Consider the following 15,748-nt stretch of genomic DNA (forward strand, 5'->3'; position numbering starts at 1 on the left):
GTTATCACGAAACAGCCAAAGGGTCTTTACTGGTTAAATTTTAACCAGACCTCATTATTCGCCGACACTGATCTTCAGGCCAGCAGCTATTGCAAAAGGTGCCAGGGTTATCGCCAGGGCGGTCAGGCTACCAAGCCACAAGAGATAACCGGTCGCCGGCATGCCCTGCAATGCCGCCTGCAAGGCGCCACTGCCGAGAATCAACACCGGGATATACAGCGGCAGAATCAGCAGCGCCAGCAACAGGCCACCACGCTTCAATCCTACCGTCAGCGCCGCGCCCACCGCACCGAGCAGGCTCAACACCGGTGTACCGAGCAATAAAGAAAGCAGCAACACCGGCAGACAAGCGGCAGGCAAACCGAGCATCAGCGCCAGCAATGGCGCGAGCAAAACCAGTGCCAGGCCGGAAAAGGCCCAGTGTGCCAGCACCTTGGCCAGCACCAGAAGAGGCAGGGGGTGCGACGAAAGGACCCACTGTTCAAGGGATCCATCTTCGAAATCACTGCGGAAGAGCCCGTCCAGCGAGAGTAAAACCGATAAAAGCGCCGCCACCCAGACCAGCCCCGGAGACAAGGTTTGCAACAATTGAGTCTCGGGACCAACCGCCAGCGGGAACAAGGAGACGACGATGGCGAAAAATACCAACGGGTTCGCCAATTCGGCGGGACGGCGGAACAGCAAACGAGCCTCACGGGCGACCAACAGGCCGAAAACACTCATACGGCCCAATTCCCCAAATCAATGTCGCGATAACCGGCCGGCATCCGGCTCAGCGTGTGGTGAGTGGTCAGCACCACCATGCCGCCGCGCTCGCAGTGCGCGGCCAGGTGTTCTTCGAGTTGCGCCACGCCTTGTTTGTCGAGCGCGGTGAATGGCTCGTCGAGGATCCACAGCGGCGGGCTGTCCAGGTACAACCGCGCCAACGCCACACGACGTTGCTGGCCGGCAGACAGGGTGTGACAGGGAACATCCTCGAAACCGCGCAGCCCCACCGACGCCAGTGCTTGCCAGATCGCCTCATGGGAGGCCGGTTGATGCAAGGCGCAGAGCCAGCTGAGGTTTTCTTCGGGGGTCAGCAGGTCCTTGATGCCGGCGGCATGGCCGATCCACAGCAGGTTGCGCGCCAGTTCACTGCGTTGTTCGTTCAGTGGCTGGCCGTTGAGCAACACTTGACCGGCGGTCGGATGCATCAAACCGCAAAGCAGACGTAGCAGGCTGGTCTTGCCACTGCCGTTGGGGCCGCTGATCTGTAACATTTCGCCACTGGCCAGTCGCAATTCGAGATTTTCGAAAAGCAGCCGAAGGTCTCGCTCACAGGCAAGGGCAACGGTTTGCAGGACAGGACTGGTCAAGGGTTCACGGGCCTTATGCGGTTCAAGTCGGCTCTGGCGCGGCCGTTAAAGAGATGCAGCATAGATGCTATGACGGCTTGTTCTAGAGAGCTGCGTCAATCAATTGCAAAGTTTTCGCCACTCAGCGAAAGACGGGCGGCATTATACATGGCGTTCCCTACTCTCAAGAGTGCAATTTCCTCAGGTTGTGTCCGCGTATGACAGGCGAAATGAACATCCTCCCGCTCCCGCCAACCACCCCGGCGACTGCGCGTCCATTGGTGATCAGCAGCGAGTTGCTCAAGCTGCTGACGCCGATGGAGGGCCTGATCACGGCCGGTCAGACCGCCAAGGCTGAAGTGCTGTCGCTCAAGCAGGCGGATCAGACCTTTCAACTGTTGCTCAAGGTCACCCTCGACAGCGGTCGCCAGACCACTGTCCAGGCCACCAGCACTCAGCCATTGCCCCAGGGTACCAGCCTGTCGATCACCCAGCCGTCGGCGGGCAATCTGGCAGTCACGGTGCAACAGGCCATCGCCTCCAGCGTCGCCACCCTTACCCGTATCGACACGGCGCAACTGCCGGTCGGCACCCTGCTGCAAGGCAAAGTGCTGACCTCTCAGGTGATGCCGCAGGTGCCGGGCCAGCCGACGGTGTTTCGCTCGATGGTGAGCCTGCTCAACACCGCGCTGAGCGGCAGCACGCTGAGCATCGACAGCCCGACGCCGCTGCGCATCGGCAGCTTGCTGAGCGCCTTGGTGCAGGACACCCAGACACTCAAATTCGTGCCGCTGAGCAGCCGTCAGGAACAGTTGGCGGTGACGCAACAATTGGTCAGCCAGCAAAGTCGCCAGGGTTCTCTGGATGGCTTGATCAAGGTCCTGCAAAACCTGCCGCCGTCGGATCAAACCTCCAGCGACCTGCGCGCTGCCGTGGACAAATTGCTCGCCGGCCTGCCGGACGTCCAACAATTGAGTACGCCCAAAGGCCTGGCCCAGGCGCTGGCCAACAGTGGCCTGTTCCTCGAAGCCAAATTGCTGACCGGACAAAACCCGACGCTGGTGCCAGACATGAAAGGCGACCTGCTCAAGCTGATCGCCCAACTGACGCCGGGCCTGCCGGCCAACACCAATCTCAACGCAATCATCGCCGCCAACACCCTGGCCCAGGCCATGCCGAGTTTTGTGCGCAATGCCCTCGGCATGCTCGGGCAAGTCAGTGCCAAACCGTCGCCAACCAGCTTCCCACTGCCCGAGCGCCTGTTGCAAAGCGCGGAAGGCGAAGATGATCTCGAGCACCTGCTGCGCCTGGCTGCGGCGGCGGTTTCACGTTTGCAAAGTCATCAGCTGTCGAGCCTTGAGCAGACTGGCGTCACCAGTGACGGGCGGTTGATGAGCACCTGGCAACTGGAAATCCCCATGCGCAACCTGCAGGACATCGTGCCGTTGCAGGTCAAATTCCAGCGCGAAGAAGCCCCCGAAAAAGAACAACCGCGCGAACGCCGCGACGAACGCGAACCCAAGCAACCGCTATGGCGCGTCGAGCTGGCATTCGACATGGAACCGTTGGGGCCGTTGCAGATTCAGGCCCAACTGATCAAAGGCAGCCTCTCCAGTCAGCTGTGGGCCGAACGGCCGTACACCGCGAGCCTGATCGAAAGCAATCTGGCCGCGCTGCGCCAGCGCCTGCTGGATTCCGGGCTGAACGTCGGCGATCTGGATTGCCACCTCGGCACACCGCCACAAGGCCCTCAAACCCGTCTCGAACAACGCTGGGTCGACGAAACCGCATGAACGAATCCACCGCACCGCGCCAGGCCATCGCCCTCAAATACGACGGCAGCCACGCCCCTACCCTTACGGCCAAAGGTGACGAAGAACTGGCTGAAGAAATTCTACGGATTGCCCGTGACTACGAAGTGCCGATTTACGAGAACGCCGAACTGGTGAAACTGCTGGCGCGGATGGAATTGGGCGAGAGTATTCCCGAGGAGTTGTACCGCACGATTGCCGAGATCATTGCGTTTGCCTGGAATCTGAAAGGCAAGTTTCCGGCGGGGCATGATCCGCATGCGGTGACGGTGGAGAAGGACGTCACCGAACGCGGGGATGATTATTGAATCTTTGTTGAATGTAAAAAGATCGCAGCGCCGTTTCACTCGACAGCTCCTACAGGGCTTACACCATCCCAATGCAGGAGCTGTCGAGTGAAACGAGGCTGCGATCTTTTGCTCTTCTCAGTTTCTGTGCAACTTGCTCATCAACTCCGCCTCAGCCTGGGTCAAGCCGCAAGACTGAGTCAGCTCATCGACGCTGGCCCCCATCCCCACCAGGCGCGCGGCCTGGGCGAATGAAAGGCTCGACGGATCACGCTGCTCCAACTGCGCCAGCTTGTCCGGCAACGGCCCGACCACCGCGCGCAGTTCGTGCAGGTCTTCACCCATGCGCACGTTGCCGTTCTGGTAGTCGTCGACGCGCTTGGCCAGGTCCTTGATGCGCTGATCGCGCAGCGCATCGCCCTGAGCCTGTTGTGCGGCGACCTGCCTTTGAGCGCGGATGTACGCCAGGAACATCGCCAGCGTGCCTGCCCACAAGAGGAACAGGACAATCACAGCCACCTCAAGAATCAATCAGATACTCTCCAGTTCCGACCATTCTTCTTCGCTCATCATCTTGTCCAGCTCGACCAGGATCAGCAGTTCATTGTTCTTGTTGCACACGCCTTGAATGAACTTGGCGGACTCTTCGTTACCGACGTTCGGTGCGGTCTCGATTTCCGACTGACGCAGATAAACCACTTCAGCCACGCTGTCGACCATGATCCCGACCACTTGCTTGTCGGCTTCGATGATGACGATGCGGGTGTTGTCGCTAACGTCGACCGTGCCCAGGCCGAAACGCTGACGGGTGTCGATCACGGTGACCACGTTGCCGCGCAGGTTGATGATACCCAGCACGTAGCTCGGGGCACCCGGTACCGGAGCGATTTCGGTGTAGCGCAGGACTTCCTGAACGCGCATCACGTTGATGCCGTAGGTTTCATTGTCCAGCTTGAAGGTGACCCATTGCAGGATCGGATCTTCGGAACCTTTTGCCGCCGTCGCCTTGTCATTCATACCCTGACCCCTCGAAAAACCGCCCTAGCGGTGTGTATTCAGTGCACCGGCACTTGAATGCCGATGCGTGTTTTTTATGTCGGTTTGTGGTTCGGCTTACTGCCGCCCATGTGCTTCGCCCCGCCGCTGGCGATCAATTCGGCCAGTGCGGCGACATCGAGCAAAGCGCACATGTGTTCAATCACCGTGCCGGCGAGCCATGGCCGCTGCCCCCGGTGACTTCTCCATTTGATTTCATTCGGGTCCAGGCGCAACGAGCGGCTGACCTGATGCACCGCTAGCCCCCACTCATAGCCCTGAACTGAAATAACGTATTGCAGGCCCTGGCGGAAATCGTCGCGGTAGCGGTCCGGCATGACCCAGCGTGCGGTATCCAGCACCTTCAGGTTGCCGGCCTGGCTTGGCAGGATCCCGAGGAACCATTCCGGCTGACCGAACAACGGCGTCAGCTCGTGGCCGGCCAGGGAATAAATCGAACCCAGGCACACCAGCGGCACCGCGAGGGTCAACCCGGCGACATCGAACAACAGGCATTCGAACGGCTCGGCCGCCCAGGCCGGACGATCGTCATTTTCCACCGGAGGCGGCGTGTTGCTCGGCGGCAGATGAACTTCCACCACCGGCGGCACCAACGCTTGCAGCAACGGCGCAATCGTCGACACGGACGCCAGAATCGGTGCCGGCGCTTCGATCACGGCCACCGGTGCCTTCGCCACTGGCGCAACAACGGGGGCCGCGACCACTGCCGGCTTCTGCGCATCGCGCGCCTGCTCTTCGAGCACCGCCGCCTGGAACTCGTCCAGGGCAGCTTCAGCCTCGACAACCTCAGGCAGCGCCTCGACTTCAGGCAACAGCTCTTCGGTCGCGTCCTGCAGCAAGCCATCCAGATAAGACTGAAGGGCCAATTGCGGGCGCGAGGTGATCTTCACCGGCCGGGTCATGCGAATACCATCGTAGGAATCAGGCTCATCTCAAGCCACCTGCGGAACAAGTTGCTGGGCCAACAGATGCTTGAGCAGTGCGCGGTAGGCGAGAACGCCGCGACTCTTGCCATCGAATTGCGACGGCGTCAGCCCTGCCCGGCTCGCGTCACGCAAGCGGGTGTCGATCGGGATGTAGCCTTGCCAGATTTCTTCCGGGTACTTGTCGCGCAGCACGCGCAGAGTGCCAAGCGAAGCCTGGGTGCGGCGGTCGAACAGGGTCGGCACGATGTTGAACGGCAACGCCAGTTTGCGCGAGCGGTTGATCATCGCCAGCGTGTTGACCATGCGTTCCAGGCCTTTGACCGCCAGGTGCTCGGTCTGCACCGGAATCACCAACTGCTGGCTGGCCGCCAAGGCATTGACCATCAGCACGCCGAGCAACGGCGGGCTGTCGATCACGGCGTAATCGAAGTCTTGCCACAACTGCGCCAGACTCTTGGCGATCACCAGGCCCAAACCGCTCTGGCCCGGCGACTGGCGCTCAAGGGTGGCCAGCGCGGTGCTCGATGGCAACAGGGAAATGCGTTCGTCGCTGGTGGGCATCAACAACTGACCGGGCAAGCCTTGCGGCACGTTGCCCTTGTGCAGAAACAGGTCGTAGCTGCTGTGCTCCAGGCTGTCGGGGTCGTAACCGAAGTAGCTGGTCATGGAGCCGTGGGGGTCGAGATCGACCACAACCACGCGCTTGCCCGCCTCCGCCAGTAAACCGGCTAAAGCAATGGAGGAAGTGGTTTTACCGACACCACCCTTTTGATTGGCAACTGCCCAGACTCTCATTCGGATTGTTCCTCCCGGTCGAAAACGTCGACCGAGAAATAGCTCAACGTATTAATGCGGGTGACGGAGAATTGACGGCACTCTCGCGTCCCGGCGACTTGACCGGGGTCGGTGCAGTTTGTGTGCCAGCCCGCTTCAATGCGGCATCCGGTTGTGCATGAGCCGTTCCGGTACCGGTGAGGCTACGCCGTACATCAAGATTGCGTGACACCACCAGCACCACCCGACGGTTGCGCGCACGGCCTTCGGCGGTGGCGTTGTTGGCCACTGGCTGGAATTCGCCATAACCCACCGATGCCAGGCGACCAGGGTTCACGCCCTGCATCGCCAGCATCCGCACGATGCTCGCCGAACGGGCCGAGGACAGTTCCCAGTTGGTTGGGTATTGCGCGGTGCGGATCGGTTGATCGTCGGTGAAACCTTCGACGTGGATCGGGTTGTCGAACGGCCGGAGGATCGCAGCGACCTTGTCGATGATGTTGAACGCAATGTCGCTGGGCATGGCGTCGCCGCTGCCGAACAACAGGCTGGAGTTGAGTTCGATCTCGACCCACAACTCGTTGCCGCGCACGGTCATCTGGTTGGAACTGATCAAGTCGCCGAACGCCGCGCTGATGTCATCGGCGATGCTTTTGAGTGGATCGTTGGCGGCCTGGGCGATGCCGGCGTCGATCTGCTCGCTGTCCTTGACCAGCGGTTTGGCCGGGGTCACGGTCTTCGGTCTCTCTTCGCCGATGGGAATCGGCTTGAGGGCGCGGTCAGAGTCGGTAAACACCCCGATCAACGCCTCGGAAATGATCTTGTACTTGCCTTCGTTGATCGACGAGATCGAGTACATCACCACGAAGAACGCGAACAGCAAGGTGATGAAGTCGGCGTAGGAAACCAGCCAACGTTCATGGTTCACATGTTCTTCATGTTGCCTGCGACGAGCCATGATCCATTACCCCCATCAATCCATGAAGCCCTGAAGCTTCAACTCAATAGAGCGAGGGTTTTCACCTTCGGCGATCGACAGGATCCCTTCCAGCAACATTTCGCGATAGCGCGACTGCCGTAACGCGATGGACTTGAGCTTGGCGGCAATCGGCAACAGCACCAGGTTGGCACTGGCCACGCCGTAGATGGTAGCGACGAAGGCGACGGCGATGCCACTGCCCAGTTGCGATGGGTCGCCCAGGTTGCCCATGACGTGGATCAGGCCCATCACCGCACCGATGATACCGATGGTCGGCGCGTAGCCGCCCATGCTTTCAAAGACTTTGGCGGCTTCGATGTCGCGGCTTTCCTGGGTGTAGAAATCCACTTCCAGAATGCTGCGGATCGCTTCCGGCTCGGCACCGTCGACCAGCAATTGCAGGCCTTTACGCGAGTAGCTGTCAGGTTCGGCGTCGGCCACCCCTTCCAGCCCGAGCAAACCTTCCTTGCGAGCGGTCAGGCTCCAGTTCACCACGCGATCAATGCCGCCGGCCAGGTCCACGCGAGGCGGAAACAGAATCCAGGCGAGAATCTGGATGGCACGCTTGAAGGCACTCATCGGCGATTGCAGCAGCGCGGCACCGATGGTGCCACCGAGTACGATCAACGCCGCCGGGCCGTTGGCCAGTGCGCCGAGGTGACCGCCTTCAAGGTAGTTGCCGCCGATGATGGCGACGAACGCCATGATGATCCCGATAAGGCTGAGCACATCCATCAGATGCAAGCCTCAACCAGGTGCCGACCGATGTCGTCGAGGCTGTACACCGCGTCCGCGAGTTCGGCTTTGACGATGGCCATTGGCATGCCGTAGATCACACAACTGGCTTCATCCTGGGCCCAGATCGCACTACCACCCTGCTTGAGCAGACGCGCGCCTTCGCGACCGTCGGCGCCCATGCCGGTCAGTACCACCGCCAGAACTTTGTCGCCGTAGGACTTGGCCGCGGAACCGAAGGTAATGTCCACGCACGGCTTGTAGTTCAGACGCTCGTCGCCCGGCAGGATTTTCACCGCGCCACGGCCGTCGATCATCATCTGCTTGCCACCGGGTGCGAGCAGCGCCAGGCCCGGACGCAGGATGTCGCCATCCTCGGCTTCCTTGACACTGATGCGGCACAGCTTGTCCAGGCGCTCGGCGAAGGCCTTGGTGAAGGCTGCCGGCATGTGCTGGATCAACACGATGGGTGCCGGGAAGTTGGCCGGCAACTGTGTCAGAACCCGTTGCAGCGCAACCGGGCCACCGGTGGAGGTACCGATGGCGACCAATTTGTAAGCTTTGCGTTTCGGCGCGGGAGATGACGGAGCCGCTGCATGGGGGCGCGCCGCAATCGGTGCCGGTGCCGGACGCGCAGGCGCGCTGCTGCCGTAGCTGCCGACGCTCGAAGGCGCAGGCGTCGGGGCTGGCGCAGCGACCGGTGCCGGAGGGGTGTAGGCGCTGACACGACGGTTACTGCGCGAGATGCTGAGAATCTTCTCGCACAGCAGTTGCTTGACCTTCTCCGGGTTACGGGAGATGTCTTCGAAATTCTTCGGCAGGAAGTCCACCGCGCCGGCGTCCAGCGCATCGAGGGTGACCCGGGCGCCTTCGTGGGTCAGCGAGGAGAACATCAACACCGGGGTCGGGCAGCGCTGCATGATGTGCCGCACCGCCGTGATGCCATCCATCATTGGCATCTCGTAGTCCATGGTGATCACGTCTGGCTTGAGGGCCAGGGCCTGATCGATCGCCTCTTTTCCGTTGGTCGCCGTACCGACGACCTGGATGTTTGAATCCGCTGCAAGAATTTCCGAGACGCGGCGGCGGAAAAACCCCGAATCGTCCACCACCAGGACTTTGACTACCATAAACACTCCGTTAGACGGGGCGAGGCTCTGGCGCCCCGCTCCCCCAGAATCAAATACGCCGTGCGGCGTAACGCTTGAGCATGCTCGGAACATCGAGAATCAGAGCAATGCGGCCGTCACCGGTGATGGTGGCACCGGACATGCCCGGGGTTCCCTGGAGCATTTTGCCCAATGGCTTGATGACCACTTCTTCCTGGCCCACCAACTGATCGACGACGAAGCCGATCCGTTGAGTGCCCACCGAAAGGATCACCACATGGCCCTCGCGCTGCTCTTCGTGAGCGGCGGAGCTGACCAGCCAGCGCTTGAGGTAGAACAAGGGCAGCGCCTTGTCCCGCACGATCACCACTTCCTGCCCGTCCACCACGTTGGTGCGCGACAGGTCGAGGTGGAAGATCTCGTTGACGTTCACCAGCGGGAACGCGAACGCCTGGTTGCCGAGCATGACCATCAGCGTCGGCATGATCGCCAGGGTCAACGGGACCTTGATGACGATCTTCGAGCCTTTGCCCTTGGTCGAGTAGATATTGATGGTGCCGTTAAGTTGGGCGATCTTGGTTTTCACCACGTCCATGCCCACGCCACGACCGGACACGTCGGAGATCTCGGTCTTGGTCGAGAAGCCCGGCGCGAAGATCAGGTTGAAGCAATCGGACTCGCTGAGACGGTCCGCCGCATCCTTGTCCATCAAACCTTTTTTCACGGCGATACCGCGCAAAACGTCAGCGTCCATGCCCTTGCCGTCATCGGAGATGGACAGCAGGATGTGGTCGCCTTCCTGTTCAGCGGACAGAATCACTTTGCCGCTGCGAGGCTTGCCCATCGCTTCGCGATCAGCCGGCTCTTCGATACCGTGGTCGACCGAGTTGCGCACCAAGTGGACCAACGGGTCGGCCAGGGCCTCGACGAGGTTCTTGTCGAGGTCGGTTTCTTCGCCGACCAGTTCCAGGTTGATCTCTTTCTTGAGCTGGCGAGCCAGGTCGCGAACCAGACGCGGGAAGCGCCCGAAGACCTTCTTGATCGGTTGCATCCGGGTCTTCATGACCGCGGTTTGCAGGTCAGCCGTGACCACATCGAGGTTCGACACGGCCTTGGACATGGCTTCGTCGCCGCTGTTGAGGCCCAGACGAACCAGGCGGTTACGAACCAGTACCAGCTCGCCGACCATGTTCATGATTTCGTCGAGACGCGCGGTGTCGACCCGCACGGTGGTCTCGGCTTCGCTGGTTGGCTTTTCCGCGGGCGGCGCGGCCGGGGCACGAGCAGGAGCCGGCGCTGCGGCGGCAGCAGGCTTCGGTGCTTCTGCTTTGGGCTCGGGGGCTTTTGGCTCGGGTGCCTTGGCCACAGGTGCTGGTGCCTTGGCAACCGGAGTCGCTACCGAAGCAACAGCAGACGCAGTGCCCACTTCAGTGAACTTGCCCTTGCCATGCAATTCGTCGAGCAGCGATTCGAATTCATGATCGGAGATCAGATCGCTACCGGCCGCAGCGGCGGTTGGCGCAGCCGGGGCTGGCGCCGAAGCGATTGCCGATTCCAGCGCATCGACCGCAAAGTTGCCTTTGCCGTGCAACTGGTCGAGCAGAGCTTCGAACTCGTCGTCGGTGATGTCGGAGCTGTCGCCGGCGGCTTTCGGAGCAGCCGGAGCAGCAGGCGCAGCGGCTACTGCATCGGCGGCGAACTGGCCTTTGCCGTGCAATTGATCGAGCAACGACTCGAACTCGGCATCGGTGATTTCGTCACTGGCGGCTGCATCGGCGGCAGGCTGCGAAACAGGCTGCGCAGCCGCTACGGGCGCCTCGGCCTGGGCCTTGGCGGCGTTCAGCGAGTCCAGCAGTTGTTCGAATTCGTTATCGGTAATGTCGCCCGATTCGCTTTCGGCGACCGGTGCTTCAACCACTTCAGCGACCGGCGCCGGTGCAGCTTCCATTTGCGGCTCGGCCAGACGGGCCAGCGCCGCGAGTAATTCAGGCGTGGCAGCCGTGATCGGGCTGCGTTCGCGGACTTCGCTGAACATGCTGTTCACCGCGTCCAGCGCTTCGAGAACCACGTCCATCAGTTCCGAGTCGACGCGACGCTCACCCTTGCGCAGGATGTCGAACACGTTCTCGGCGATGTGACAGCACTCCACCAGCTCGTTGAGCTGGAGGAAGCCGGCGCCCCCTTTTACAGTGTGAAAACCGCGAAAAATTGCATTGAGCAAGTCCGCATCATCAGGTCGGCTTTCCAGCTCGACCAGCTGCTCGGACAGTTGCTCTAGAATCTCGCCGGCCTCAACCAGGAAATCCTGAAGGATCTCTTCATCGGCGCCGAAGCTCATTAAGGGGGTGCTCCTACAGGTCTAAAAACCCAGAAAACTAAAATCCAAGACTGGATAACAAATCGTCCACATCGTCCTGACCGGACACAACGTCTTCTCTTTTATCGGCATGAATCTGCGGACCTTCACCCTGAGAGAGATGTTTTTGTGGATCTTTTTCAGCAAGCATCGCCTCACGGTCGTGTTCGATACCCGCAAAGCGGTCTACGTGACTGGCCATGAGCACGAGCTTGAGCAGATTGCTTTCAACTTCGGTGACCAATTGGGTCACACGCTTGATCACCTGACCGGTGAGGTCCTGGTAATCCTGGGCCAGCAGAATGTCGTTGAGGTTGCTCGACACGACGCGGTTGTCTTCACTGCTGCGTGTCAGGAAACCATCGACCCGCCGGGCCAGTTCGCGGAACTCTTCAGCCCCGACTTCGCGACGCATGAACCGTCCCCAATCCGTGCTCAGCGCCTGGGCTTCATCGCTCAGGCTGTTGATCAGCGGCGTGGCGTTTTCCACCAGGTCCATGGTGCGGTTGGCCGCGGCCTCGGTCAGCTTGACCACATAGGACAGGCGCTCGGTGGCATCCGTGATCTGAGACACTTCCTCGGCTTGCGGCATGTGCGGGTCAATCTGGAAATTGACGATCGCGCTATGCAGCTCGCGGGTGAGCTTGCCCACTTCCTGATACAGGCCGCGGTCACGGGTCTGGTTGAGCTCATGGATCAGTTGCACAGCGTCGCCAAACTTGCCTTTTTCAAGGCTGTCGACCAGTTCGACCGCGTGTTTTTTCAGGGTCGACTCAAAATCGCCCTGTGAAGATTCGTTATGCTCCATAGCTCCCCCGTGCGCAGTACATCAGCCGATGCGTTCGAAAATCTTCTCGATTTTTTCTTTCAACGCCTGGGCTGTGAAGGGTTTGACCACATAGCCGTTAACACCGGCCTGGGCCGCTTCGATGATTTGCTCGCGCTTGGCTTCGGCGGTCACCATCAGCACCGGCAGGTGCTTGAGCCTTTCATCGGCGCGCACCGCACGAAGCAGGTCGATGCCGGTCATACCGGGCATGTTCCAGTCGGTAACCAGAAAATCGAAGTTACCGCTTTGCAGCATCGGCAACCCGGTCAGCCCGTCATCGGCTTCGGCGGTGTTGGTGAACCCAAGGTCACGCAACAGGTTTTTTATGATCCGCCGCATCGTTGAGAAGTCATCAACGATGAGGATTTTCATGTTCTTGTCCAATTCGACCTCCAAGCAGTCTTAAACGCGCCCAGCACCTGGACGCGCCATTTCAATCAATCCGGCAAAGCACTCAATGACTGTCTGGAGCACAACAGATCGAGACCGGTACGGTTCAACACCACACCAGCTCCATTCGCAGTGTCCCCACACTGCCTTCAGCGCGCTCGCCACTCCCCCAAACGCCCCCGCAAACGGGCCGCGCACTGGCTGTGTAACTGGCTGACCCGCGACTCGCTGACCCCCAGGACCTCACCGATTTCCTTGAGATTCAACTCTTCGTCGTAGTACAGCGCCAACACCAGTCGCTCACGCTCCGGCAAATTGGCAATCGCGTCCGCCAGCGCCGCCTGGAAGCGTTCATCTTCCAGATCGCGTGACGGCTCGAGATGAGCACTCGCGCCATCCTCATGCAGCCCTTCGTGTTCGCCGTCCTGCAACAGATCGTCGAAACTGAATAACCGGCTGCCCAGGGTGTCGTTCAAAATCCCGTAATAATCGTCGAGACTCAATTGGAGTTCGGCCGCAACTTCGTGATCTTTAGCGTCACGGCCGGTTTTAGCTTCAATCGAGCGAATCGCGTCGCTGACCATGCGGGTATTGCGGTGGACCGAACGTGGCGCCCAGTCCCCCTTGCGCACTTCATCGAGCATCGCGCCGCGGATTCGAATGCCCGCGTACGTCTCGAAACTCGCGCCTTTGCTGGCGTCGTATTTGGTTGATACTTCAAGCAGGCCGATCATCCCGGCCTGGATCAGGTCTTCGACCTGGACACTGGCCGGCAGACGCGCCAGCAAGTGGTAGGCAATGCGTTTGACCAGTGGCGCGTAACGCTCGATCAGCTCGTACTGCGCGTCACGTGCCGACTGCTTGTAGAGGTTGTAACCGCTGGCTGTCATAGCACGGGTCCTGCCGTTTGTTGCACGAGGCGCTCGACGAAAAACTCCAGATGTCCACGAGGGTTGGCCGGCAGTGGCCAGGTATCGACTTTCTGCGCAATGGCCTTGAACGCCAGGGCGCACTTGGAACGCGGAAAGGCTTCATACACCGCGCGTTGCTTCTGCACGGCCTTGCGTACGCTTTCGTCGTAAGGCACTGCGCCGACGTATTGTAAGGCGACGTCGAGGAAGCGATCCGTGACCTTGGTCAACTTGGCGAACAGGTTGCGGCCTTCCTGCGGGCTCTGCGCCATGTTGGCCAGGACGCGGAAGCGGTTCATGCCGTAGTCGCGGTTAAGCAGTTTGATCAGCGCGTAGGCGTCGGTGATCGAGGTCGGTTCGTCGCACACCACCAGCAAGACTTCCTGCGCGGCGCGCACGAAGCTGACTACCGAGTCACCAATGCCCGCAGCGGTGTCGATCACCAATACGTCGAGGTTGTCGCCGATATCACTGAACGCCTGGATCAGGCCGGCATGCTGGGCCGGGCTCAGATGAACCATGCTCTGGGTGCCGGAGGCGGCCGGGACGATGCGGATACCGCCAGGCCCTTGCAACAGCACGTCGCGCAGCTCACAGCGGCCTTCGATCACGTCGGCCAGCGTGCGTTTGGGTGTCAGTCCCAACAGAACGTCGACGTTCGCCAGCCCCAGATCGGCATCCAGCAGCATGACGCGCCGGCCGAGCTCAGCTAGAGCCAGGGACAAGTTCACTGACACGTTAGTCTTCCCGACGCCACCTTTGCCGCCGGTCACCGCGATCACCTGTACGGGATGCATGCTGCCCATGTTATTTCTTTACCTTGTCTTACTTAGACGGAGGCCACATTACTGGCTGCGCGTTCACCATCGGAACAATGCATGGCAGACCATCGATGTAGGTACAAAAAATGTTCATTAACACCTCAGCCAACCTGCTTGGTCGGGCTGTGGTAAATATCAGCGAACATGTCAGCCATGGCTTCTTCGCTGGGTTCTTCCTGCATTTGTACGCTAACGGCGCGGCTGACCAACTGATGACGACGTGGCAGATGCAAATCATCCGGAATCCGTGGACCATCGGTCAGGTAAGCCACCGGCAACTCATGACTGATCGCCAGGCTCAACACCTCGCCCAGACTTGCCGTTTCATCCAGTTTAGTCAGGATGCAGCCGGCGAGGCCGCAGCGTTTGTAACTGTGATAAGCGGCAGTTAGAACCTGTTTCTGGCTGGTGGTTGCCAGGACCAGATAATTTTTTGATTTGATGCCGCGCCCGGCCAGGCTTTCGAGCTGCATCCGCAGTGCCGGATCGCTGGCCTGAAGGCCGGCGGTATCGATCAGCACCACGCGTTTGCGCAGCAAGGGCTCCAGCGCCTGCACCAGGGATTGACCCGGATCGACGTGGGTCACCGACACGTTAAGGATCCGGCCCAGCGTCTTGAGCTGTTCCTGGGCACCAATGCGATAGCTGTCCATGCTCACCAGCGCGATGTTCTGCGCGCCGTACTTGAGCACGTAACGGGCCGCGAGCTTGGCCAGCGTGGTGGTCTTGCCCATGCCGGCCGGACCGACCATGGCAATCACACCGCCCTCTTCCAGTGGCTCGACTTCCGGGGTGGCGATCATCCGCGCCAGGTGCGCGAGCAACATGCGCCAGGCCTGACGAGGCTCTTCAATGTCGGTAATCAGTGCCAGCAGATCGCGCGACAACGGGCCGGACAGGCCGATGCGTTGCAGGCGACGCCAGAGGTTGGCCTGGGCCGGACGGCTGCCTTGCAGCTGATTCCAGGCCAGCGAGCCAAGCTGCACTTCCATCAGTTCACGCAGGCTGTTGAGCTCGAAACGCATCGAATCGAATGCGCGCGGATCGACACCGGTCGCCGCAGCAGGCGCGGGGGCCGGACGCCGAGGTTCGGCGAGCGCCGGCTCGATCAGCGGTTCGGCAGCGGTCAACGGCAGGCCGGCGAACAACTGGCGATTGGTGGTCTTGTCGCTCTCGCCATCGCCGCGCAGGCTCAGTTCGGCCTGGGCGGTGACGATCCGCGACTGGGTCTTGCGCAGCTCATCCTCGAGTTCCATGTTCGGAACACGCGGGGCCAGCGCCGACAATTTGTAATCCAGGGCAGCCGTCAGCTCGACACCGCCGGCGATCCGGCGATTGCCAATGATGGCGGCATCAGCGCCCAGCTCATCACGAACCAGTTTCATGGCCTGACGCATATCGGCGGCGAAAAAACGCTTAACTTGCATAAA

At 60.6% G+C, this 15,748-nt stretch carries 17 protein-coding genes; 2 read left to right on the forward strand and 15 right to left on the reverse strand.

From position 1 onward, the window contains the following. Nucleotides 1-54: 54 nt before the first annotated feature. Together ccmB and ccmA are read right to left on the reverse strand one after the other, a co-directional pair. Entirely contained in the window at nt 55-723 is a 669-nt protein-coding gene (gene ccmB, locus FFH90_RS22460; RefSeq protein ID WP_007939195.1) for a heme exporter protein CcmB, read from the reverse strand. Next, nucleotides 720-1,355, reverse strand: a complete 636-nt coding sequence (ccmA, locus tag FFH90_RS22465) for a cytochrome c biogenesis heme-transporting ATPase CcmA (RefSeq protein ID WP_064619447.1) — start codon at nt 1,353-1,355, stop codon at nt 720-722. Before ccmA ends, ccmB begins: the two co-directional genes overlap by 4 nt. A 197-nt stretch (nt 1,356-1,552) precedes the next feature. Here ccmA and FFH90_RS22470 point away from each other — a divergent pair, with 197 nt between their 5' ends. Next, nucleotides 1,553-3,127 carry a flagellar hook-length control protein FliK gene (locus FFH90_RS22470; protein WP_138866117.1) on the forward strand — a complete coding sequence of 525 codons (1,575 nt, stop codon included), beginning with the start codon at nt 1,553-1,555 and terminating at the stop codon, nt 3,125-3,127. Continuing rightward, nucleotides 3,124-3,453, forward strand: coding sequence for an EscU/YscU/HrcU family type III secretion system export apparatus switch protein (locus tag FFH90_RS22475; RefSeq protein WP_018925069.1), 330 nt, complete (start codon nt 3,124-3,126; stop codon nt 3,451-3,453). Before FFH90_RS22470 ends, FFH90_RS22475 begins: the two co-directional genes overlap by 4 nt. A gap of 117 nt (nt 3,454-3,570) precedes the next feature. On the opposite strand, the gene FFH90_RS22480 is transcribed toward FFH90_RS22475, so the two are convergent. The 13 genes from FFH90_RS22480 to flhF form a co-directional block, all read right to left on the reverse strand. Then, entirely contained in the window at nt 3,571-3,963 is a 393-nt protein-coding gene (locus FFH90_RS22480) for a DUF2802 domain-containing protein (RefSeq protein WP_018925068.1), read from the reverse strand. After that, nucleotides 3,964-4,449, reverse strand: a complete 486-nt coding sequence (locus tag FFH90_RS22485) for a chemotaxis protein CheW (RefSeq protein ID WP_007938663.1) — start codon at nt 4,447-4,449, stop codon at nt 3,964-3,966. Nucleotides 4,450-4,523: 74 nt separating this feature from the next. Continuing rightward, nucleotides 4,524-5,390 carry a CheW domain-containing protein gene (locus tag FFH90_RS22490; protein ID WP_064619453.1) on the reverse strand — a complete coding sequence of 289 codons (867 nt, stop codon included), beginning with the start codon at nt 5,388-5,390 and terminating at the stop codon, nt 4,524-4,526. 30 nt (nt 5,391-5,420) lie between these two features. Further along, complete coding sequence (locus FFH90_RS22495; RefSeq protein WP_018925066.1) at nt 5,421-6,209, reverse strand: ParA family protein; 789 nt, start codon at nt 6,207-6,209, stop codon at nt 5,421-5,423. Nucleotides 6,210-6,252: 43 nt separating this feature from the next. Beyond that, entirely contained in the window at nt 6,253-7,146 is an 894-nt protein-coding gene (gene motD, locus FFH90_RS22500; protein WP_018925065.1) for a flagellar motor protein MotD, read from the reverse strand. 15 nt (nt 7,147-7,161) lie between these two features. After that, complete coding sequence (locus tag FFH90_RS22505; protein ID WP_018925064.1) at nt 7,162-7,902, reverse strand: flagellar motor protein; 741 nt, start codon at nt 7,900-7,902, stop codon at nt 7,162-7,164. Further along, a complete protein-coding gene (locus FFH90_RS22510) occupies nt 7,902-9,032 on the reverse strand; it encodes a chemotaxis response regulator protein-glutamate methylesterase (RefSeq protein ID WP_018925063.1) in 1,131 nt (376 codons plus the stop codon). The genes FFH90_RS22505 and FFH90_RS22510 overlap by 1 nt, the downstream gene beginning before the upstream one ends. Before the next feature lie 49 nt (nt 9,033-9,081). Then, the gene (locus FFH90_RS22515; RefSeq protein ID WP_111454392.1) at nt 9,082-11,349 is read right to left on the reverse strand and encodes a chemotaxis protein CheA; all 2,268 of its coding nucleotides are present in this window, start codon (nt 11,347-11,349) and stop codon (nt 9,082-9,084) included. Nucleotides 11,350-11,386: 37 nt separating this feature from the next. Next, entirely contained in the window at nt 11,387-12,175 is a 789-nt protein-coding gene (locus tag FFH90_RS22520) for a protein phosphatase CheZ (protein WP_018925061.1), read from the reverse strand. Nucleotides 12,176-12,196: 21 nt separating this feature from the next. Beyond that, entirely contained in the window at nt 12,197-12,568 is a 372-nt protein-coding gene (locus tag FFH90_RS22525) for a chemotaxis response regulator CheY (RefSeq protein ID WP_167331167.1), read from the reverse strand. A gap of 167 nt (nt 12,569-12,735) precedes the next feature. Then, nucleotides 12,736-13,476: an RNA polymerase sigma factor FliA gene (fliA, locus tag FFH90_RS22530; protein ID WP_018925059.1), complete on the reverse strand. Its 741-nt coding sequence runs from the start codon at nt 13,474-13,476 to the stop codon at nt 12,736-12,738. Then, complete coding sequence (fleN, locus tag FFH90_RS22535; protein WP_003222917.1) at nt 13,473-14,303, reverse strand: flagellar synthesis regulator FleN; 831 nt, start codon at nt 14,301-14,303, stop codon at nt 13,473-13,475. The genes fliA and fleN overlap by 4 nt, the downstream gene beginning before the upstream one ends. A gap of 116 nt (nt 14,304-14,419) precedes the next feature. Beyond that, nucleotides 14,420-15,745, reverse strand: a complete 1,326-nt coding sequence (flhF, locus tag FFH90_RS22540; RefSeq protein ID WP_018925058.1) for a flagellar biosynthesis protein FlhF — start codon at nt 15,743-15,745, stop codon at nt 14,420-14,422. Nucleotides 15,746-15,748 lie beyond the last annotated feature (3 nt).

The organism is Pseudomonas sp. ATCC 43928 (genome assembly GCF_005938665.2).
Lineage (GTDB): Bacteria > Pseudomonadota > Gammaproteobacteria > Pseudomonadales > Pseudomonadaceae > Aquipseudomonas.